The sequence below is a fragment of the Rathayibacter sp. AY1E3 genome (genome assembly GCF_002932235.1).
GTDB lineage: Bacteria > Actinomycetota > Actinomycetes > Actinomycetales > Microbacteriaceae > Rathayibacter.
Window position 1 is genome coordinate 93770 of record NZ_PSVN01000008.1, and the last position, 21329, is coordinate 115098.

A 21329-nucleotide genomic window follows, 5' to 3' on the forward strand; every position below is an offset into this window, starting at 1 on the left:
TGCGCCGTGTTGCGAGCGCGTGATCATGCTCCCGGCTCGGATCGAGGCCACGCAAGGCGTTGCGGCCAGATCTTCGACGGGCTTTCCCTACGATAAGGAACGCGATGACCACTCCCTCCCCCTACGCCTCCGATCTCGGCCGTGTCCCCGTCCGCGAGGCCGCGGTGGACGTCGCCGGATCCCGCACCGCCTACTGGACCTACGGCGCTCCGGACGCCTCGACCGTCCTCGTGCTGGTGCACGGGTTCCGCGGCGAGCACCACGGCCTCGAGCCCGTCGTCGCCCGTCTGCTCGCCGGGGGAGCGGACGTGCGGGTCGTCGCTCCCGACCTGCCCGGCTTCGGCGCCTCGACCCCGATGACGCGCCTGCCGCACGACGTGGACGGCTACGCCTCCTGGCTCGGCTCCTTCCTCGACACGCTGGGGCTCCGCGGCGAGGCGGCCGTCCTCGGCCACTCCTTCGGCTCGATCGTCGCGGCCGCGGCCGTCGCCGACGGGCTGCCCGCTCCGCTCCTGGTGCTGGTCAACCCGATCGGCGCGCCCGCCCTGCAGGGTCCGCGCGGCGTCCTGACCAGGCTCGCCGTCCTCTACTACCGGCTCGGCGCGCTCCTGCCGGGGCCCCTCGGACGCCGCCTGCTCAGCGACCCGCTGATCGTGCGGGTGATGAGCCTGGCGATGGTGAAGACGAAGGAGCCGGCGCTGCGACGCTTCGTGCACGACCAGCACGACCGCTACTTCAGCGCCTTCGCCTCCCGCGACACGGTCCTCGAGGCGTTCCGCGCCTCCGTCTCGCACGACGTCGGCGAGTACGCCTCCCGGATCGGCGTGCCGACCCAGCTGATCGCCGCGGCGCAGGACGACATCACTCCGCTCCCGGCGCAGTACCGCCTGCTCGAGAGGCTGCCGCACGCCCGCCTGCACGTCATCGACGGAGTCGGCCACCTGATCCACTACGAGACGCCGGACGAGGCCGCCGCCGTGCTGCGGACGGCCCTCGAGGAGGGGATCGACCGATGAGGATCGTCGTCGACTGCCGGTACACCCGGCTCGAGCGGCACGACGGGATCAGCCGCTACACCGCGGAGCTCGTCCGCGAGCTCGCGAAGCTGCACGACGTGACCATGCTGATCAGCGACCGCCGCCAGCTCGCGATGCTCCCGTCGCTCCCGTGGGAGCGCGTGACCGGGCCGACCAGCCCGTTCGAGCCGTTCGTCGCGCTGCTGGTGAACCGGCTGCGGCCCGACGTGGTCTTCTCGCCGATGCAGACCATGGGCTCGCTCGGCCGCCGCTACCGGCTCGTCCTGACCGTGCACGACCTCATCTACTACCGCCACCGCACTCCGCCGCGCGACCTGGCCGCTCCCGTGCGCGCGCTCTGGCGGCTCTACCACCTCGCCTGGTGGCCGCAGCGGAGGCTCCTCCAGCGCGCCGACGCGGTCGTCACCGTTTCGGAGACGACCCGCGACCTGATCCGCTCCCACCGCCTCACCACCCGGCCGGTGGTCGTCGTCCCGAACGCGGCGACCGAGCCCGACGAGGCGAGCGCCGCTCTGGCGGGATCGCTGCCCGACCGGTCGGCCGCGCGCTCGCTCGTCTACATGGGCTCGTTCATGCCCTACAAGAACGTCGAGACGCTCGCGCGCGCGATGCGGCTGCTGCCCGACTACGAGCTGCACCTGATGAGTCGGGCGAGCGACGAGACCGTCGAGACGCTCCGGGCCCTGGCGCCGACCGCGAAGCTGGTGTTCCACCAGGGGGCGCCGGACGCGGAGTACCGCGCGGTGCTCGCGCGGGCGACCGCTCTCGTGACGGCGAGCAGGGACGAGGGCTTCGGGATCCCGCTGGTCGAGGCGATGGCGCTCGGGACGCCGGTCGTGGTGAGCGACATCCCGATCTTCCGCGAGATCGCCCAGGACGCCGCCGTGTACGTCGACCCGTCGAGCGCGAAGGGCATCGCGGACGGTGTGCGGTCGCTCGAGGACGGCGCCGTGTGGCGGACGCACTCGGCCCGGGCGAGGGAGCGGGCCGCGGCCTTCTCCTGGCGCGACTCCGCCCGGGTGCTCTTCGGGCTCCTGCAGGACCTCGGCCGGCGCTGACGCGGTCCGGCGATCGGACCGCCTCCGGGAGGCGGGCCGTCAGGCTCCCGGGGCCGGGCTGAGCACGTCGTCGAGGTCGACGTCCGCCACGACCACGTCGCCGGAGTCGTCGACGCCGACGATGCGCAGTGCCCCGTCGACGATCGCGAAGTCGTGCCGGGAGCCGTTGCCGACCGAGACGCCGTGCACGGGGAGGTCCTCGCTGCTGAGCGCGCGGATCAGGCTGCCGATGACCGCACCGTGCGTGGCGACGACGACGGACGCGTCGGGGAAGCGCTCGGCCACCTCGAGCAGCGCGGCGGTCGCCCGCTCGACGACCTCGGCGCGGGTCTCGCAGCCGGGGATCGGCGCGCGCTCGATGCCTCCGGGGAAGCGCTCGGCGAGCTCGGGACCGGTCATCCCCTCCGCCTCGCCGTAGGCGCGCTCGGCCAGGCCCGGCACCGCCAGCGGCTCGTCGAGGCCGAGACCGCGCGCGATGATCGCTCCGGTGTCGAAGGCGCGCTGCAGCGGACTGGCGACCACCGCGTCGAAGCGCCGGTCGGCGAGCAGCCGCGCCGCCGCCCGCGCCTGGGCGCGCCCGGTCGCGTTGAGCGGGATGTCGCTCCTGCCCTGGATGCGCCGGGCGGCGTTCCAGTCGGTCTGGCCGTGGCGGACGAGGGTGAGCTGGGTCACAGGGGCCTCTCGGGAGGTCGGGTGCGGAGCGGGCGGGAGCTCAGAGGGCGGCGGTGCGGCGCGCGGGCAGGCGCTCGGCGAGCTCGCGGAGCACCTCGCTGGTGCCGCCGTCGATCTTGATGCTCGCGCGCGAGTCGCCCTTGGTGGTGCCGCGGTTGACGATCACGATCGGCATCCGGGCGCGACGGGCGATCTCGAGGAAGCGGATGCCGGAGTTGACCACGAGCGACGAGCCGGCGACGAGCAGGGCGTCGGCGCCCGCGACGATGGCGCGCGCCTCCTCGAACCGCTCGGTCGGGATGAACTCGCCGAAGAAGACGATGTCCGGCTTCAGGATCCCGCCGCAGACCGTGCACTCGGGGACGGTCATCGCCGAGACGTCGTGGACCTCGGCGTCGCCGTCGGGGTTGAGGGAGGAGACGTCGGGGTCGTCGAGCCAGGGGTTGAGCGCCTCGATCCGCTCGGCCACCGCGTCGCGGGCGAAGTACTGGCCGCAGGTCATGCAGCGCACACGGTCCGCCGAGCCGTGCAGATCCACCACGCGGCGCGAACCGGCTCGGACGTGCAGGCCGTCGACGTTCTGCGTGACGACGCCCGTGAGCAGGCCGCGCTCCTCGAGCCGGGCCAGGGCCCGGTGGCCGTCGTTGGGGCGCGTGCTGGTGAAGCGGCGCCAGCCGAGCTGGCTGCCGGCCCAGTACCGGCGGCGGTAGTCGGGATCGGCGACGAACTGGGAGTAGGTCATCGGGCTGCGCACCGGTGCCCCGGCTCCGCGGTAGTCGGGGATGCCCGAGTCGGTGCTCATGCCCGCGCCGGTGACGGCGGCGATGCGGCGCCCGCTGAGGAGTTCGACGGCCTGCTCGACCGCGAGCGCCTCGGGGCCCTCGGCGACCGGTGTCGGACTCGACTCCATCCGCGCCTCCTTCGAGGGCCGTTCGAGCGGCCCCTGGACGAGTTTAGTCCGCGCCGTGCCCTAGATTGCCGGGATGCCGATCGTGCACATCACCGACCTCGACCACCCGCTCCTCGCCGACTACCACCGCCTCACCGACGTGGCGCTGCGGCGGGTGCTGGAGCCGGAGGGCGGTCTGTACATCGCCGAGTCGGCCAAGGTGATCGAGCGGGCGCTAGACGCCGGGCACCGTCCCCGCTCGGTCCTGGTGCAGGAGAAGCGGCTGCCGGACGCGGCCGGGGTGCTCGAGCGTCATTCCGAGGTGCCGGTCTTCGTGGCGCCGGATCCGCTGATCGAGGAGCTGACCGGGTTCCACCTCCACCGCGGAGCGCTCGCCTCGATGCACCGTCCGCCGCTGCGGCCGATGGCCGAGCTGCTGGAGGGCGCGCGCCTCGTCGTGATCCTGGAGGACCTGGTCGACCACACCAACGTCGGCGCCGTCTTCCGCGCCGCGGCCGGCATGGGCGCGGACGCGGTCCTCGTGACGCCGCGCTGCGCGGACCCCCTGTACCGTCGCAGCGTCCGGGTGAGCATGGGCACGGTCCTGCAGGTGCCGTGGACGCGCACCCCTGAGTGGGCACCGGCTCGCCGCGCTCTGGAGGAGGCCGGGTTCTCGGTCGCCGCGCTGGCGCTCGCTCCGGACGCGGTGCCGCTCGACGAGTACGCGGCGGCTCGCCCCGAGCGCGTCGCGATCGTCCTGGGCGCCGAGGGGGACGGCCTCAGCCGCGCGGCGCTGGACGCATCGGACACCGTCGTCACCATCCCGATGCTGCACGGCGTCGACTCGCTCAACGTGGCCTCGGCGAGCGCCGTCGCACTGTGGGCGCTGACCCGCGGGCGTTGACCGCCCGGCTCCGGCGCTCGGCGGCCCCGCGGTGACCTGCTGCTGACGCTCCCGCCGCTGGATCGGGGTCGGTGCCGCGCGTCACCCGCCGCGTCCGACGACGGGGCGGCGTCCGGGACGGGGGAGAGGCCCGCCCGTACGATGACGGGGTGACCTCCCCGACCCGATCCGACGACGCCCTCGACCTGTTCGGGGAGCCCGCCGCGCCGGAGCCGCGACCGCGTCGACGGCGCGGGGCAGTCGTCGCCGGTCTCGTCGCCGCGACCGTGCTGGTCGGTGGAGGCGGTGCCTACGCGACCAACGCGGCGACCGCGGAGCTGCCGACGGCGAGCGCCGTCGCGGTGGACCCCGTCTCGAGCACCGTCGACGCGCCCGCTCTGGCCTGGCCGGCCTACGGCTCCGGCGCCGTGGCGGCCGTGGGCATCGACGGGACGGAGGAGGACGGGCTGCTCGCCCGCTACGGCTCCACCGGAACCGTGCCGACGGGGAGCATCGCCAAGGTCGTCACCGCTCTCGTCGTCCTCGCGGCGAAGCCGATCGCAGAGGGGACGGACGGGGAGACCATCACCTTCACGAGCGCGGACGTGCAGTACTACAACGACACCCTGGCCGAGAACGGCTCGAACGCTCCGGTCACCGCGGGTCTGCAGCTGACCGAGCGGGAGGCGCTGACCGCCATGATGCTCCCGTCCGCGAACAACTACGCGAAGTCCCTCGCGATCTGGGCGTACGGCTCGGAGGACGCCTTCCTCGCCGCGGCGCGCGGCTGGCTCGACGGGCAGGGGCTCGAGCGGACCTCCCTCGCCGACACCAGCGGGCTCTCGCCGGCGACGGTCAGCACGACGGCCGAGATGGTGCGCCTGGGCGAGCTGCTGATCGCGGACCCGGTGCTCGCTCCGATCGTCGCGATGCCGACCGCGGTCATCCCGGGGGTCGGCGAGGTCGACAACACCAACTCGCTCCTCGGCCGCTCGGGAGTGGACGGGATCAAGACGGGGACGACCGACGAGGCGGGGTCGTGCCTGCTGTTCTCGCTCGACTCGACCGTCGAGGGCCGGCCGGTCACCCTGGTCGGCGTGGTGGTGGGCGCGCGTACGCACCCGCAGCTCGCCGCGGACGTGCTGACCCTCGTCCCGACCGTCGAGGCGGGCTTCCGGACCGTCCCGCTGACCGTCGAGGGCCAGGACTACGGCACCCTCACGAGCGCCTGGGGGGAGACGGCGACGGCCGAGACCGCGGAGGCGCGGTCCGTGCTGGTGTGGGGCGCGGTCTCGACGACGACCACGGTCGCCCTCGATCCGCTCGAGACCGTCGCCGACGGCGAGCGCGTGGGGACCGCGACCGTCGACGTCAACGGCACCCCGTACGAGCTTCCCCTCGTCGCCGACGGGTCGATCGAGGACCCGGGCTTCGCCTGGCGCCTCGGCCACCCGGCCGAGCTGTTCGGCTGAGCGCGGGGCGAGCCGCCGCCTCCCGGGAGCGGATCAGGCCAGGGGATCCGCGGCCCGGTCGCCGACGATCCGCACGCCGGCGGTCGCGATGTCCTCGGCGACCTCCTCCGGCGTCGCGTTACCCGGCACGACCGAGCCCGGCTCCGAGGCCCCGGGATCGGTGCTCCAGCGCTCGGCGGAGGGCCGCTTGGCGGTGATGAAGTCGCCGGAGGACTGGTGGCGGACTCGGCGCAGCACCCACGGCACGAGGTACTCCCGCGCCCACTGGATGTCCTCCGTGCGGGCGGCACGCCAGGTGCGGGCGTGCAGCGGCTCCGGGGCGAGGGGGCGCAGGTCGTTCTCGACGTTCAGCGACTCGAGGACCATGCGCGCGACCTCGTGGTGGCCGTGCGGGTTGAGGTGCAGGCGGTCCGGCGCCCACATCCGCACGTCCTGGATCTCCTGGAGGGACCACTGGTCGGCGACGATGCAGTCGTACCGCTTGGCCAGCGCCCGCAGGTTCTCGTTGTAGATCGCGACCTTCCCGCGGATCCGCCCGAACACGGGGGAGAAGCCCACGTCCACTCCGGTGAAGAGGACGACGGTCGCCCCGTCGGAGCGGAGCCGGGCGAGGCCCGACTCGAAGCGGGACGCGATGTCGTCGGGGTCGGTCCCCGGGCGGATGACGTCGTTCCCGCCCGCGGAGATGGTGATGAGATCGGGGCGCAGCTCCAGGGCGGGCTCGACCTGCTCGTCGACGATCTGCTGCAGGAGGCGGCCGCGCACCGCCAGGTTGGCGTAGGCGAAGTCCTCGTTCTGGCTGCCCAGGACCTCCGCCACGCGGTCCGCCCAGCCGCGGTGCCCGCCGGGGCTGCCGGGCTCCGGATCGCCGATCCCCTCGGTGAAGGAGTCGCCCAGGGCGACGTAGCGGGACCACGGATGACGCTGCTCGACCATCCCTCCATCATGCTCCGCACCCGGCCGTCGGTGGCACGGCGCGACACGCCGTGCGCCTCCCGGCGGGCCGCGGAGACCGAGCCGCTGTCGGAGGCGTCGGCTAGATTCGGTCCACGTGAACAGTCCCTCGAGCTTCGGTCATCAGGTCGGCACCTCCGCCGCTGAGCACCTGTCCCCGTCCTTCCCGGGCAGGGCACCGTGGGGTACCGCGAACAAGCTCCGCGCCTGGCAGGCGGAGGCGCTCGAGGCCTACTTCCAGCACGAGCCGCGCGACTTCCTGGCCGCCGCGACCCCGGGCGCGGGCAAGACCACCTTCGCGCTGCGGCTGGCCGCCGAGCTGCTGCACAACCGCACGGTCGACCGGATCACCGTGGTCGCACCGACGGAGCACCTCAAGCGCCAGTGGGCCGAGGCCGCGCACCGCGTCGGCATCCGCCTGGACCCGACCTTCACCAACCGCATGGGCCGCCACGCCCGCCACTACCACGGCGTCGCCGTCACCTACGCGCAGGTCGCCGTCCGCGCCGAGCTCCACCGCGAGCTCACCCTGTCCGGCCGCACCCTCGTCATCCTCGACGAGGTGCACCACGCCGGCGACGCCCTCAGCTGGGGCGACGCGGTGCGCGAGGCCTTCGAGCCCGCCGTCCGCCGGCTCTCGCTGACCGGGACGCCGTTCCGCTCGGACACGGCGGCGATCCCGTTCGTCAGCTACCTGCCGGACGAGGAGGGCATCCGCACCTCGCTCACCGACTACGCCTACGGCTACGGCCGCGCGCTCGCGGACGGCGTCGTCCGGCCGGTGCTGTTCATGGTCTACGCCGGGCAGATGCGCTGGAAGTCGAAGGCCGGCGACGAGATGGAGGCGCGGCTCGGCGAGGGCAACACCAAGGACATCACCTCGCAGGCCTGGCGGACCGCGCTGGACCCGAAGGGCGACTGGATCCCCTCGGTCCTCCGCGCCGCCAACACCCGCCTCACCGAGGTGCGGCGCGCCGTGCCCGACGCCGGCGGCCTGGTCATCGCGACCGACCACTACACCGCGCGCGCCTACGCCGCCATGCTCCGCGAGATCAGCGGCGAGACCGTCACCGTCGTGCTCTCCGACGAGAAGGAGGCGAGCGACCGGATCGAGGAGTTCGCGAAGGACACCAGTCGCTGGATGGTCGCGGTCCGCATGGTCTCCGAGGGCGTCGACGTGCCGAGGCTCGCCGTCGGCGTGTACGCGACATCGGCGTCGACTCCTCTGTTCTTCGCCCAGGCGATCGGCCGCTTCGTGCGCGCGCGGCGCCGCGGCGAGACCGCCTCGGTGTTCCTCCCGAACGTGCCCGGCCTGCTCGCGCTGGCGGGCTCGATGGAGCTGCAGCGCGATCACGCGCTCGACCGCAGGACCTCCGACGACGAGGAGTACCCCGAGGCCGATCTGATGGCCGACGCCGAGCGCAGCGAGAAGGCGTCCTCGGATCTCCTGGAGGAGGGCCGCTTCGAGTCGATCGGCTCGGCCGCCACCTTCGACCGCGTCGTCTACGAGGGCGCCGAGTTCGGGATGGAGGTCGAGGTCGAGAGCGAGGAGGAGCTCGACTTCATCGGACTGCCGGGGCTCCTGGAGCCCGACCAGGTGCGGGAGCTGCTCCAGCACCGGCAGCAGCGGCAGGCCAAGCGCGCCGGCAGCCGCGCGGGCGCGGCGGCCCCGGCCGAGCCGGCGAGCGAGATCCCGGCGCCGCTCTACCGCACGCTCAAGGAGCAGCGCAGCCTGCTCAACTCCCTGGTCGGCCTGTGGGCACGGGGGACGGGCGAGTCGCACGGCCAGGTGCACACCGAGCTGCGCCGGCTCTGCGGCGGACCCGCGGTGGCGCAGGCGAGCGTGACCCAGCTGCAGGCGCGGATCGACCTCCTGCGGCGCAGGCTCGGCTCGCACTGATCGCGGTGCGGCGCCCCGGTCCGTGGTGACGTGGCCCTGACGACGGGGCCGATCGCTGCTCCCGCCCAGCCCGGCCGGCCCCTCCGCGTGGGCCGGACAGCCCCTCCGGCGCGTTCTAGCCGATGCACCCGGCGCGGCGCCAGCCCTCCCCGGCGGACCGGGCGCGACCGTACTGTTCGAGCGTGACCCACCGGAACGACCTGCCCGCTCACGCGCCCGCAGGACGAACCGGACGGCGGTTCCGGCCGCCGGTCGTGACCACCGGAGGAGGACCGCGCGATGAGCGCTGACCGTCAGGGGAATGCTCGAGACACGCTCGCTAAGCTGAGCAGTCGGTCCGTCGCGGAAGTGACGGACCATCACCCCCGACGTCGGGCATCCGCAGACCGCACATCGGCGTCTCCCGGACTGCCCGAGAACAATCCCCTGAGGAGTCTCGTGGAGACCTGGCCCGGAACCGCCTACCCGTTGGGCGCGACGTTCGACGGAAGCGGCACGAACTTCGCCCTGTTCAGTGAGATCGCCGAGCGCGTCGAGCTGTGCCTCTTCGAGGAGGACGGCACCGAGACGCGCGTCGAGATCCAGGAGTCGGACGCCTACGTCTGGCACTGCTACCTTCCGCAGGTCCAGCCGGGCCAGCGCTACGGCTTCCGCATCCACGGACCGTACGACCCCGATGCCGGCCACCGCTGCAACCCGAACAAGCTGCTGCTGGACCCCTACGCGAAGGCGATCTCGGGGGAGATCGACTGGGACCAGTCCCTCTTCTCGTACACCTTCGGCGACCCGGACTCGACGAACGACGAGGACTCGGCGCCGCACATGATGATGGGCGTCGTCATCAACCCCTTCTTCGACTGGGCCGGTGACCGCCGCCCGCGCACCTCCTACGACAGCACCGTGATCTACGAGGCGCACGTGAAGGGGCTCACCAAGACGCATCCCGACGTGCCGGAGGAGCTCCGCGGCACCTACGCCGGAGTCGCCCACCCCGCGGTGATCGACCACCTCAAGCACCTGGGCGTCTCGGCGATCGAGCTCATGCCCGTGCACCAGTTCGTGAACGATTCGACGCTGATGGACAAGGGCCTCTCGAACTACTGGGGCTACAACACGATCGGCTTCTTCGCACCGCAGAACACCTACTCCTCCACGGGCGACCAGGGCCAGCAGGTCCAGGAGTTCAAGAGCATGGTGAAGGCGCTCCACGCGGCCGGCATCGAGGTCATCCTCGACGTGGTCTACAACCACACGGCGGAGGGCAACCACCTCGGCCCCACCCTGTCGTTCCGCGGCATCGACAACGAGGCGTACTACCGCCTCGTCGACGACGACAAGCGCTACTACATGGACTACACCGGCACCGGGAACACCCTGAACGTGCGCCACCCGCACTCGCTCCAGCTGATCATGGACTCGCTGCGCTACTGGGTGACGGAGATGCGCGTCGACGGCTTCCGCTTCGACCTCGCCTCGGCGCTGGCACGCGAGTTCTACGACGTCGACCGGCTCTCCACCTTCTTCGAGCTCGTCCAGCAGGACCCGGTGGTCTCGCAGGTGAAGCTGATCGCCGAGCCGTGGGACGTCGGGCCCGGCGGCTACCAGGTGGGGAACTTCCCGCCCCAGTGGACGGAGTGGAACGGCAAGTACCGCGACACGGTCCGCGACTTCTGGCGCGGCGAGCCGTCGACGCTGGGGGAGTTCGCCTCGCGCCTCACCGGCTCGGCCGACCTCTACGCGCACTCGGGCCGCTACCCGGTCGCCTCGATCAACTTCGTCACGGCGCACGACGGCTTCACCCTCCGGGACCTGGTCTCGTACAACGAGAAGCACAACGACGCCAACGGCGAGGACGGCAACGACGGGGAGTCGCACAACCGCTCCTGGAACCACGGCGTGGAGGGGCCCACGGACGACCCGCGGGTGCTCGCGCTCCGGGCACGCCAGCAGCGGAACTTCCTCGCGACGATGCTGATCTCCCAGGGCGTCCCGATGATCCTCCACGGCGACGAGCTGGGCCGGACCCAGAACGGCAACAACAACACCTACGCCCAGGACAGCGAGCTGACCTGGATCGACTGGGCGCACGCCGACCGGCCGCTGCTCGAGTTCACCGCGGCGCTCATCCGCCTGCGCGCCGAGCACCCGACCTTCCGACGCATGCGCTTCTTCGACGGCCGCCCCGTCCTGCGCGGCGACGGCGAGCCCCTGCCCGACATCGTCTGGTTCACCGCCGCCGGCACCGAGATGTCCCCGTCCGACTGGGACTCCGGTCTCGGCCGATCGGTGGGCATCTACCTCAACGGCAACGGGATCCGCGAGCGCGACCAGCGCGGCCGCCCCGTCACCGACGACAGCTTCCTCCTGTACTTCAACGCCGACGACGTCGACGTCGAGTTCGCGATCCCGAGCGACGAGTACGCGCTCGAGTGGAGCGTCCTCGTCGACACCGCCGGCGCCGAGGCGGACTCGATCCCGCGTCCGGCGGGGGCCATGCTCACCGTCCAGGCGAAGTCGCTCGTCATCCTTCAGGAGCACAGCACCCCCGAGCCCGAGGTCGACCACTCGGTCGCCGCCTCGCTCGCGTCCCTGGCCGCCACCTCGGCCATCCCGATCGTCTCCTCGACGGGACCCACCAGCCCCCACGCCGAGTCGACCGACTCCGCGACCGCACCCTCGACAGGAGCCTGACGTGCGTCTGCCCGCCTCCACCTACCGCCTCCAGATCCGGTCGGCGTTCGACCTCGACGACGCCGCCCGCGTCGCCGACTACGTGCGCGCGCTCGGAGCGGACTGGCTGTACTTCTCGCCGCTGCTGAAGGCCGAGCCCGGCTCGGACCACGGCTACGACGTGGTGGACCACACCGAGGTCGATCCCGATCGCGGTGGCGCGGCCGGCCTGGCGAACGCCTCGGCCGCGGCGCGGGCGGAGGGCCTCGGCGTCCTCATCGACATCGTCCCCAACCACATGGGCGTCGCGACCCCGAGCGAGAACTCGTGGTGGTGGGACCTGCTGAGGAACGGGAAGTCCTCCCGCTACGCCACCGCCTTCGACATCGACTGGGAGGCGGGGGGCGGGAAGCTGCGCGTGCCGGTCCTCGGCGACGGTGCGAGCGAGGGAGACAGCGACAGCGAGCTCGACGCGCTCGAGGTCGTCGGCGACGAGCTGCACTACTACGAGAACCGCCTGCCGATCGCGCCCGGCACCGCCGAGCCCGGCGACTCCGGCCGCACGGTGCACGAGCGCCAGAGCTACGAGCTCGTGAACTGGCGCCGCGCCGACGCCGAGCTGAACTACCGCCGCTTCTTCGCGGTGAACACCCTCGCCGCCATCACGGTCGAGCGGCCCGAGGTGTTCGACGCCTCGCACGCCGAGATCGTCCGCTGGTTCACCGAGGGGCTCGCAGACGGCCTGCGCGTCGACCACCCGGACGGCCTGGCCGACCCGGGCGGATACCTCGACGACCTGGCCCGCGCGATCGGCGGCGCCCCGGTCTGGGTCGAGAAGATCCTCGAGGGCGACGAGGAGCTCCCGCCGCACTGGGCGACCGTCGGCACCACGGGCTACGACGCCCTGGCCGACGTCGACCGCATCCTGGTCGACCCCGACGCCCGCCCCGTGCTGGAGGGCCTCGACGCCGAGCTCACGGGGAAGGGCGCCCCGCTGCAGTGGGCCGACCTCATCCACGACACCAAGCGCGGCATCGCCGACGGCATCCTCCGCTCCGAGGTCCTGCGGCTGGCCCGCCTGATCCCCGGCATCGAGGGAGCGGACGACGCGCTGGCGGAGCTCCTGGCGACCTACCCGGTCTACCGCAGCTACCTCCCCTACGGAGCGGAGCACCTCGAGCACGCCCGCGTCGACGCCGTGCGCCGCCGTCCCGAGATCCGCGCGACCATCGACGAGGTCGCCGCGGCGCTCGGCGAGACCGGCACTCCGGTGTCCGTGCGCTTCCAGCAGACCTCCGGCATGGTGATGGCGAAGGGCGTCGAGGACACGGCGTTCTACCGCTTCAGCCGCCTCACCTCGCTGAACGAGGTCGGAGCGGACCCGGACGAGTTCGCGATCGACCTGGTCGAGTTCCACCGCCGCCAGGCCGTGCGCCAGGCCTCGTTCCCCGCCTCGCTCACCACGCTCTCGACCCACGACACGAAGCGCGGCGAGGACACCCGTGCCCGCATCACCGCACTGGCCGAGGACCCGGAGGCGTGGGCGGCGACGCTCCGCGAGCTCCACGCCCTCGTCGGCTTCGGCGACGGCCCGATCGAGCACCTGCTCTGGGAGGCCGTCGTGGGGACCTGGCCCGCGAGCCGCGAGCGCCTGCACGCCTACGCCGAGAAGGCGTCGCGCGAGGCCGACGACTCGACGCACTGGACCGCTCCTGACGAGCAGTTCGAGAAGCGGATGCACGCGGCGATAGACGCGGCGTTCGACGAGCCCGCCGTCCGCCGGCTGGTCGAGCAGACCGTCGAGCGGGTGTCGGCCGCCGGCTGGTCGAACGGCCTCGCCGCGAAGCTCGTGCAGATCACCGCCCCGGGCATCCCGGACGTCTACCAGGGCAGCGAGCTCTGGGAGACCTCCCTCGTCGACCCGGACAACCGCCGCGAGGTCGACTTCGGGCAGCGTCGAGCGCTGCTGGAGCGGATCGACGGCGGCTGGAAGCCCGCGATCGACGCCGAGGGAGCCGCGAAGCTCCTCGTCACCTCACGCGCCCTCCGGCTCCGCCGCGACCGCCCCGAGCTGTTCACCCGCTACGCCGCCGTCCCCGCGATCGGGCCCGCCGCCGAGCACGCGATCGCCTTCGATCGCGGCGGCGCGCTGACCGTCGCGACCAGGCTCCCCGAGGGCCTCGCCGCTTCGGGCGGGTGGAACGGCACGGTCGTGGTCCTGCCCGGGCACCCGATGGAGGACGTCCTCACCGGCCGCACCTTCGCGGGAGGAGTGACTCCGGTCGCCGAGATCCTCGCCGACTACCCCGTGGCACTGCTCGCCCCGGTCTCCTGACCGGTTCCGCACCGCACCGCAGACCGATCCGACCCCTCCTGGAGACAGCAGTGATCAGCACGACTCCCTACCGCTACGCACTCCCGACGACCGGGCCCGAGCGGTTCGACGTCTGGGCCCCCGAGGCCTCGACGGTCGAGCTCCTTCTCGGTGACGACTCGTCGCTGACGATGACCCGCCACGGAGACGACGGATGGTGGCGGGCGCCCGCGTCGGCCCCGGCCACCGGCGAGGTCGACTACGGGTACCGGGTGGACGGCAGCGGTCCGCTGCCGGACCCCCGCTCGCGTCGCCAGCCGAAGGGCGTGCACGAGCTCTCGCGCACGTTCGACCCCTCGGCGCACGAGTGGGGCGACTCCGCCTGGACCGGGCGCGAGCTCGCCGGCGCCGTCATCTACGAGCTGCACCTCGGTACGTTCACACCCGAGGGCACCCTGGACGCGGCGGCGGAGCGCTTCGAGCACCTGCGCTCGATCGGCGTGGACTTCATCGAGCTGCTGCCGGTCAACGCGGTGAACGGAACGCACAACTGGGGCTACGACGGCGTCCTCTGGTACGCCGTGCACGAGCCGTACGGCGGACCCGAGGCGTACCAGCGCTTCGTGGACGCCGCCCACCGTGCCGGCCTCGGCGTGGTCCAGGACGTCGTCTACAACCACCTCGGCCCGAGCGGCAACTACCTGCCGGAGTTCGGCCCGTACCTCAAGAACGAGAAGGCCAACACCTGGGGCAGCTCGATCAACCTGGACGGCGAGGGTTCGGACACCGTTCGCGGGTACATCATCGACAACGCTCTGATGTGGCTGCGCGACTACCACGTCGACGCCCTGCGCCTGGACGCGGTGCACGCCCTCTCGGACGAGCGGGCCGTGCACGTGCTCGAGGAGATGGCGAGCGAGGTGGCCGTGCTGTCGGCCCACGTCGGGCGCCCTCTGACGCTGATCGCCGAGTCCGACCTCAACGACCCGACGCTGATCACTCCGCGGGAGGCGCACGGCTACGGGCTCGACGCGCAGTGGAGCGACGACTTCCACCACGCGGTCCACGTCGCGCTGACCGGGGAGACCACGGGCTACTACGAGGACTTCGCGCCGCTCGGCGCCCTCGCGAAGGTGCTGACGCGGGGCTTCTTCCACGACGGCACCCTCCGACGTTCCGCGGCCGCCACCACGGCCGTCCGGTGGACACCGAGCACATGCCGACCTGGCGCCTGGTGGTCTGCAGCCAGAACCACGACCAGATCGGCAACCGGGCGGTCGGCGACCGTCTGACGGCGACCCTCGACGAGGGGCGCCTCGCGATCGCCGCGGCTCTGACGCTGCTGGGCCCTTTCACTCCCATGCTGTTCATGGGGGAGGAGTGGGCGGCGTCGACCCCGTGGCAGTTCTTCACCTCGCACCCGGAGAAGGATCTGGGCGAGGCGACGGCGAAGGGCCGCATCGAGGAGTTCGCGAAGATGGGCTGGGACCCGGAGGTCGTGCCCGATCCGCAGGACCCGGAGACGTTCCTGCGCTCGCGGCTCGACTGGTCCGAGGTCGGGGAGGGGCGTCACGCCCGCACCCTCGAGGTGTACCGCGAGCTGGCGGCGATCCGCCGCCGCTACCCCGAGCTGACGGACCCGCGCTTCGGTTCGCTCCGCGTGGAGTTCGACGAGGATGCCCGCTGGCTGACTCTCGGCCGCGGTCGGGTGACCGTGGCGATCAACGTCGGCGAGTCCGCCGCCCGCATCGCCCTGCCGGAGGTGGCGGAGACGCTGCTCGGCGTCGGGGAGTACGCGGTGCAGCCCGGGGACACCGAGGTGGATCTCGGCGCCTCCTCGCTGCTGGTGACGCTGAGCGCCTGAGCTCCGTGGCGGCCGGCTGTTCAGGTGGCCGGCCGCCGCTGTCCTGAACGGCCGCCTCGGGCCCGAGCGCTCAGAGCGTGACCGCGGCGTACTCCGTCGCGGTCACGACCCGCACTCCCTCGTCGTGGACGAGCAGGAGCGCGCGGAGGGGGATGGCCCGCTTGTGGCACGCCGCCGCCAGGTGACGGGCGAGGACCCGATCGGTCTCGCCGAGGAAGGCGCGCCCGGGACGTTCCAGGGCGAAGGCGAGCGAGCCCACGTCCTGGTGCGCCACGGCCTTGGCGAGGGTGGCGACGATCCGCTCGGTCTTCTCCTCGTCGGGGTGCACGGGGAGTCCGTCCACCGGGTAGAGGATCGGCAGCTGCACGCCGTCGCGGTCGAGGAAGATCGGCCACAGGGCCCGGCGGTAGGCCGGTCCGATCAGCGAGGAGACGCGCTCGCGCAGCTCGCGGTCGTTCAGGAGCGGCGCATCGAGGTGCGGAGCGGGAGCGGCGTGGTCGAGAGTGGTCATGGTGTCGCTTTCTCGTGGGGCGAGCGGGCGGTGCCGCTGAGGGGTCATCGGAAGTTGCGGGAGGTGGTGCGAGCGCCGACCGTGAGGGTCTCGAACCTGTCGGCGAGGAGGTTCGTCACCCCCTCGTCGGAGCGCTCGAGGATCCCCCTGACCAGCAGGGCGGGTGCCTCGCGGGCCACGCGGCGGTAGCGGTTCCATACTCCGACGGAGCAGATCACGTTGAGGATCCCGTGCTCGTCCTCGAGGTTGAGGAAGGTCACTCCACCGGCTGTGGAGGGACGTTGGCGGTGGATCACGACCCCGCCGACCTCGATCCGGGTCCCCGAGGGGATGGCGGGGAGATCGGCCGAGGAGCGGGCGCCGCGGCGAGCGAGTCCCTCGCGGAGGTGGCGCAGCGGATGGTCGTCGGGCGAGATGCCGGTGGCCCAGAAGTCGAAGACCACGCGCTCCTGAGGGGAGAGCATGGGCAGGAGCGGGGGCTGCACGACGACCGTGGAGCCGGCGAGGAACTCCTCGCGGTCGCCTGCGGCGGTGCCGGCCTCCCAGAGCGCCTGACGACGCTGCAGACCGAGCGAGTCGAAGGCGCCCGCGGCGCCGAGGGCCTCCAGCTGAGCCGCGGTCGTGCCGACCCGACGCGAGAGGTTGGCCATGCTCGCGTAGGGTCCGCCGCGTTCGCGCTCGGCGACGATGTGCTCGGCGAGCGCGGTGCCGATGCCCTTCACCCCTGCCAGCCCGAGCCGGATCAGGAAGCCGCTGTCGCGCCTGTGGTCGTCCGTGTGGAAGTGCTCGGTGCGGTCGAACAGTCCCGTGGGCGGCTGATCGGCGCGGAGGCAGTCGTCGCTCCCGTAGGCGGCGCCGCCCCTCCGGCGTGCGGGGGCGTCCTCCTTCGCCTCGAGCCCGGGAGGCGCCAGGGAGCGGTTGACGTCGGGCGAGACGACCTCCACTCCGTGACGCCGGGCATCGGCGACCAGGGTGTGCGGGGCGTAGAAGCCCATGGGCTGCGCCCTCAGCAGCGCGGCGGTGAACGCGGCGGGGTAGTGCAGGCGGAGCCAGGCGCTCGCGTAGACCAGCAGGGCGAAGCTGATCGCATGGCTCTCGGCGAAGCCGAAGTTCGCGAAGGCCTGGATCCGGAGGTAGATGTCGTCCGCGACCTCGCCCGTGATGCCGTTGCGTGCCATCCCCTGGTAGAGCCGCTCGCGGAGGGTCTCGATCTTCTCGGTCCCGCGCTTGGACCCCATCGCCCGGCGCAGCAGGTCGGCGTCCTCCGCGTTGCAGTCGCCGACGGCCACGGCCACCTGCATGAGCTGCTCCTGGAAGAGCGGCACGCCGAGGGTGCGCTTGAGCGGCGTCACGAGGAGGGGGTGCTGGTACGTCACCGGCTCCTCGCCGAGCTTGCGGCGGATGTAGGGGTGGACCGCACCGCCCTGGATGGGGCCGGGGCGGATGAGCGCTACCTCGATCACCAGATCGTAGAAGCGGCGCGGCTGCAGCCGGGGGAGGGTGCCCATCTGCGCCCGGCTCTCGACCTGGAACACCCCGATCGAATCGGCGCGGCAGAGCTGGTCGTAGACGCCCTTCTCCTCCCGGGGGAGGGTGGAGAGGTCCCACTGCTCGCCGACGTGCTCGGCGACGAGGTCGAACGTGTACTGCAGGGCAGCGAGCATCCCGAGCCCGAGGAGGTCGAACTTGACCAGGCCCATCCAGGCGCAGTCGTCCTTGTCCCACTGCAGGACGGTGCGGTCCTCCATCCGGGCGGGCTCGATCGGGCAGACCTCGCCCACGGGCCGGTCTGTCAGCACCATGCCGCCGGAGTGGATGCCCAGGTGCCGGGGCGTGCCCAGCACTCGGGTGGTCAGGGCGACCACGTCCTCGGGGATGTCGTGGTCGGTGCTCTCGGTGACGGACCCCCACCGCTCGACCTGCTTCGACCAGCCGTCCTGCTGCCCGGCGCTGTATCCGAGGGCCTTGGCCATGTCGCGCACGGCGAACTTGGGCCGGTAGGTGATGACGTTGGCGACCTGGGCCGCGTTCAGACGTCCGTACTTCCGGTAGACGTACTGGATCACCTCCTCGCGTCGCTCCGAGTCGAAGTCGACGTCGATGTCGGGCTCCTCGTCGCGGATGCTGGAGAGGAACCGCTCGAACGGCAGGTCGTAGAAGATCGAGTCGACCGCCGTGATGCCCAGGACGTAGCAGACCGCCGAGTTGGCGGCCGAGCCGCGTCCCTGGCAGAGGATGCCGTTCCGCTTGGCGTAGTGGACGATGTCGTGGACGATCAGGAAGTAGCCCGGGAAGTCCTTCTGCTCGATCACCGCGAGCTCCTTCTCGAGGCGCGCGAGGACGTCGGCGTCGGCGCGGGGGTACTTGGCCGGCACGGCCTCGCGCACGAGCTCGCGCAGCCAGCTCATCGGGGTGTGCCCCTCGGGGACCTCCTGGCGCGGCAGCCGGGGCCGGACTCGGCCGAGCTCGAAGGCGATCTCGTCGGCGACGCGTACCGTGTTCTCCACGGAGCCGGGGTAGCGGCCGAAGCGCTCGGCCATCTCGGCGCCGGAGCGCAGGTGGGCGCCGCCCGCTGCGGGGAGCCAGCCGTCCATCTCGTCGAGGCTCCGGCGTGCTCTGACCGCGGCGAGGGCCGTCTGGAGGGGGCGCTCCTCCGGCCGGGCGTAGTGCACGTTCCCGGTGGCGACCGTCCGCAGCCGGAGCTTCTCGGCGATCGCCGCCAGCTGGTCGTTGGCGCGCGAGGCTAGGGGATCCCCGTGGTCGTACAGCTCCACGAGGACGTTGGCGGGACCGAAGAGCCGGACGAGCTCGCGGACCTCCTGCTCGGCCGCGGCCACTCCTGCGGCGGCGAGCGCTTGACGGACCGCTCCCTTGCGGCAGCCCGTCAGCACGATCCAGTGGCCGTCGGCGGCGCGCGCGAGCTTCTCGAGGTCGTAGCTCGGCTTGCCCTTCTCGGCTCCGGCGAGCTGAGCAGTGGTGATCGCACGGGCGAGGCGGTGGTAGCCCTCCTCGCGGCGCGCGAGGACGAGCAGGTGGGTCCCCTCCGGATCGGCGACCCCGTTCTGAGGCGAGGTGAGCCCGATCGAGAGCTCGGCTCCGAAGGCCGTGCGGACGGCGTGCCCCTGCGCGGCCTCGGCCATCCTCACGATGCCGTAGAGGCCGTCGTGGTCGGTGAGCGCGAGAGTGTCGATGCCGAGCCGGACCGCCTCCTCGACCAGCTGCTCCGGCTTGCTCGCCCCGTCGAGGAAGCTGAAGTGGGAGTGGGCGTGCAGCTCGGCGTAGGGGACCGGATGAGCCGGCGGCCGGACGTCGTCCCCTGCCACGTAGGCGGGGCGCTTGTGCGACCAGGCCGGACTGTCGCCGCCGTCGCCCCGGACGACCGTGCCGTCGGCGCGCTTGCCGCTGGAGAGGCGGCGCTCGAACTCCGACCAGGGGATCGGCGGGTTGTTCCAGCCCATCGGGGCTCCTTCGGTGCTCGTTCGCGGTGGTGGAGGGATGCTCCGGTTCAGTCGTAGCGGGCCTCTGCGGCCCAGACCCCGTCGAGGCAGAGCAGCAGCCAGGCGACACCGGCGGCGTCGACCACCTGGAAGCGGTCGTAGCGGACGGCGGTGCTCGGATCCCACCAGCGCTCGTCGATCGGCCAGGGACCCGCCCATCCGGCGAGGGGCTCCAGGCGTGCCTGAGAGGTCCCGGGGGTGAAGTAGGCGGGCACGGAGCTGAGGGCGCCGCGCTTGTCGACCGCGACGGGTTCGCCCCTCGGTCCGCGGACCAGCACGGCCGCGGGCTCCGCGAAGACCGTCGGCGGGAGGGGCGGCGGCAGGGAGCCGGGCCAGGGCAGGGTCCTCGGCCGTGCGTCGCCCGGCTCCCGGTCGCCCCAGGGGATCAGGTGCTGGCGGTCGCGGAGGGATCGACCCCCTCCGATCGACGCGGTCATCACGGCCTCGTGCCCGAGCATGCTCTGCACGCGGCTCAGCCCGTGGTGGACGCGCTCCTCCGGAGCGGTGCCCCAGAGACCCTGCTCATGGTTGCCGATCGCGTCGACCGCCTCGGGCTCGACGCACAGCCGCGAGATCGGAGCTCCGAGACCGGTGTCGATCTCCCCGCTGCCCTGCAGCTGCCAGCGGACCCGGTCGAGCACGTCGCCCGGGGTGAACCATCTCGGGTGCAGCCAGCTCCTGGAGGAGACCTCACCGCGCTCGCTGACGACCTCGATGCGGATAGCGGTCGCGACCAGCTGTGCGCGGGTGAGCCCGGCGACGAACTGCTCCGCGGGGACGCGGAAGGCGAAGGCGGCCTGGTCGATGCGGTCCAGAGGGGGCTCGAACTCCATCGCCCGGTCGAGACGCTCCGGGGGGAGCCGGGGCACCACCGTCTCCGACTCCGCACCGGCGGCGAGGAGGTGCGCGTGGGCGCCCTCCGGTCCGAACCGGGCGGCGACGTCCTCGCGAGGGAGGGCGGCGAAGGCGCCGAGGGTGCGGACGCCGAGTCTGAGCAGGAGCGCCACCAGGTCGTCCCCCCGGCGGGGAGCACGGGCAGGGGCTGCGACGGACTCGGTCTCGAGGGCGTCGAGCGGGAGAGGAGCGAGGAAGCCTGCCGCTGCTCCTGGGGGCACGACGGCGACGAGGCGGCCGGAGTGCTTCGCGGCGAGCTCGGAGGCGAAGAGCCCGTCGGCGATCCCGATGCGGGCGTCGGGGAGACCCAGCTCGGCCAGCCGCTGCAGGATCGCCTCGGCCGCGCTCTGCTCGCTCCCGTAGTAGCGGCGCGGACCGCGGGCGCGGATCGCGCACAGACCGGGCCTGATCAGCTGGACGCCCGGGGTGATCTCCTCGAGCGCCTGGATGATCGGCTCGAACGCCCGGTGGTCGAGCACCGGGTCGTACGGGAGGACGGCGAGACCCGTGCAACGGGACTGCGCCTCGCGCACGCGCATGCCCCGCCGGACCCCCTCCGCCCGAGCAGCGGGGGAGGAGGCGAAGACCAGGCTCTTCTCCGTGAGGGCCAGGGGGTGCCCGGCGCCGAGGCCGGCGTCGGCGGCGGCCGCGAGGAGGGGCCAGTCGGGGCACCAGACGAGGATCGTCCGCCGCAGCTCGGGTGCGCTCGCCATC

At 72.6% G+C, this 21329-nt stretch carries 13 protein-coding genes and 1 pseudogene; 8 read left to right on the forward strand and 6 right to left on the reverse strand.

The genetic code is table 11. The features are described from left to right. Positions 1-104 precede the first annotated feature (104 nt). Together C5C53_RS08690 and C5C53_RS08695 are read left to right on the forward strand one after the other, a co-directional pair. The gene (locus C5C53_RS08690) at positions 105-1016 is read left to right on the forward strand and encodes an alpha/beta fold hydrolase (RefSeq protein WP_104267330.1); all 912 of its coding nucleotides are present in this window, start codon (positions 105-107) and stop codon (positions 1014-1016) included. Continuing rightward, positions 1013-2095, forward strand: coding sequence for a glycosyltransferase family 1 protein (locus C5C53_RS08695; protein ID WP_104225279.1), 1083 nt, complete (start codon positions 1013-1015; stop codon positions 2093-2095). The genes C5C53_RS08690 and C5C53_RS08695 overlap by 4 nt, the downstream gene beginning before the upstream one ends. Positions 2096-2134: 39 nt before the next feature. Here C5C53_RS08695 and C5C53_RS08700 read toward each other — a convergent pair whose 3' ends face one another. Then, positions 2135-2767 (reverse strand): histidine phosphatase family protein, encoded by a 633-nt coding sequence (locus C5C53_RS08700; RefSeq protein WP_104232621.1) that lies wholly within the window; start codon positions 2765-2767, stop codon positions 2135-2137. 40 nt (positions 2768-2807) lie between these two features. Beyond that, on the reverse strand, positions 2808-3677 hold the full coding sequence (locus tag C5C53_RS08705; protein ID WP_104221978.1) for a Sir2 family NAD-dependent protein deacetylase: 870 nt from the start codon (positions 3675-3677) through the stop codon (positions 2808-2810). 73 nt (positions 3678-3750) lie between these two features. Here C5C53_RS08705 and C5C53_RS08710 point away from each other — a divergent pair, with 73 nt between their 5' ends. Both C5C53_RS08710 and C5C53_RS08715 read left to right on the forward strand, forming a co-directional pair. Continuing rightward, entirely contained in the window at positions 3751-4560 is an 810-nt protein-coding gene (locus tag C5C53_RS08710; protein WP_104225277.1) for an RNA methyltransferase, read from the forward strand. Positions 4561-4709: 149 nt separating this feature from the next. After that, a complete protein-coding gene (locus C5C53_RS08715) occupies positions 4710-6011 on the forward strand; it encodes a D-alanyl-D-alanine carboxypeptidase family protein (protein WP_181065652.1) in 1302 nt (433 codons plus the stop codon). 33 nt (positions 6012-6044) lie between these two features. On the opposite strand, the gene C5C53_RS08720 is transcribed toward C5C53_RS08715, so the two are convergent. Beyond that, positions 6045-6947, reverse strand: coding sequence for an SGNH/GDSL hydrolase family protein (locus C5C53_RS08720; protein ID WP_104267332.1), 903 nt, complete (start codon positions 6945-6947; stop codon positions 6045-6047). Positions 6948-7062: 115 nt separating this feature from the next. On the opposite strand from C5C53_RS08720, the gene C5C53_RS08725 reads away from it, so the two are divergent. The 4 genes and pseudogenes from C5C53_RS08725 to treZ all read left to right on the forward strand — a co-directional run bounded on the left by C5C53_RS08725 (position 7063) and on the right by treZ (position 15713). Next, entirely contained in the window at positions 7063-8865 is a 1803-nt protein-coding gene (locus C5C53_RS08725) for a DEAD/DEAH box helicase (protein ID WP_104254993.1), read from the forward strand. A 438-nt stretch (positions 8866-9303) separates the two neighbouring features. Beyond that, positions 9304-11556, forward strand: coding sequence for a glycogen debranching protein GlgX (glgX, locus tag C5C53_RS08730; RefSeq protein WP_104237465.1), 2253 nt, complete (start codon positions 9304-9306; stop codon positions 11554-11556). 1 nt (position 11557) lies between these two features. Beyond that, positions 11558-13870: a malto-oligosyltrehalose synthase gene (gene treY / locus C5C53_RS08735; protein WP_104267333.1), complete on the forward strand. Its 2313-nt coding sequence runs from the start codon at positions 11558-11560 to the stop codon at positions 13868-13870. A gap of 50 nt (positions 13871-13920) precedes the next feature. Then, positions 13921-15713 (forward strand): annotated as a pseudogene (treZ, locus tag C5C53_RS08740) (malto-oligosyltrehalose trehalohydrolase). A 70-nt stretch (positions 15714-15783) separates the two neighbouring features. On the opposite strand, the gene C5C53_RS08745 reads toward treZ, so the two are convergent. From C5C53_RS08745 to C5C53_RS08755, 3 genes are read right to left on the reverse strand one after another with little or no spacing between them, the layout of a single operon-like run. Beyond that, positions 15784-16224 carry a hypothetical protein gene (locus C5C53_RS08745; protein ID WP_104221992.1) on the reverse strand — a complete coding sequence of 147 codons (441 nt, stop codon included), beginning with the start codon at positions 16222-16224 and terminating at the stop codon, positions 15784-15786. Between the two features lie 44 nt (positions 16225-16268). Then, on the reverse strand, positions 16269-19682 hold the full coding sequence (locus C5C53_RS08750; protein ID WP_104267334.1) for an error-prone DNA polymerase: 3414 nt from the start codon (positions 19680-19682) through the stop codon (positions 16269-16271). Between the two features lie 47 nt (positions 19683-19729). Beyond that, positions 19730-21328 (reverse strand): DNA polymerase Y family protein, encoded by a 1599-nt coding sequence (locus C5C53_RS08755; RefSeq protein ID WP_104267335.1) that lies wholly within the window; start codon positions 21326-21328, stop codon positions 19730-19732. Between the last annotated feature and the right edge of the window lies 1 nt (position 21329).

Bases quoted from the DNA above. Each gene is read 5' to 3' on its own strand.
- C5C53_RS08690 (WP_104267330.1), top strand. From the start codon at position 105: ATGACCACTCCCTCCCCCTACGCCTCCGATCTCGGCCGTGTCCCCGTC.
- C5C53_RS08695 (WP_104225279.1), top strand. From the start codon at position 1,013: ATGAGGATCGTCGTCGACTGCCGGTACACCCGGCTCGAGCGGCACGAC.
- C5C53_RS08705 (WP_104221978.1), bottom strand. From the start codon at position 3,677: ATGGAGTCGAGTCCGACACCGGTCGCCGAGGGCCCCGAGGCGCTCGCG.
- C5C53_RS08710 (WP_104225277.1), top strand. From the start codon at position 3,751: ATGCCGATCGTGCACATCACCGACCTCGACCACCCGCTCCTCGCCGAC.
- C5C53_RS08720 (WP_104267332.1), bottom strand. From the start codon at position 6,947: ATGGTCGAGCAGCGTCATCCGTGGTCCCGCTACGTCGCCCTGGGCGAC.
- C5C53_RS08745 (WP_104221992.1), bottom strand. From the start codon at position 16,224: ATGACCACTCTCGACCACGCCGCTCCCGCTCCGCACCTCGATGCGCCG.
- C5C53_RS08750 (WP_104267334.1), bottom strand. From the start codon at position 19,682: ATGGGCTGGAACAACCCGCCGATCCCCTGGTCGGAGTTCGAGCGCCGC.
- C5C53_RS08755 (WP_104267335.1), bottom strand. From the start codon at position 21,328: ATGGCGAGCGCACCCGAGCTGCGGCGGACGATCCTCGTCTGGTGCCCC.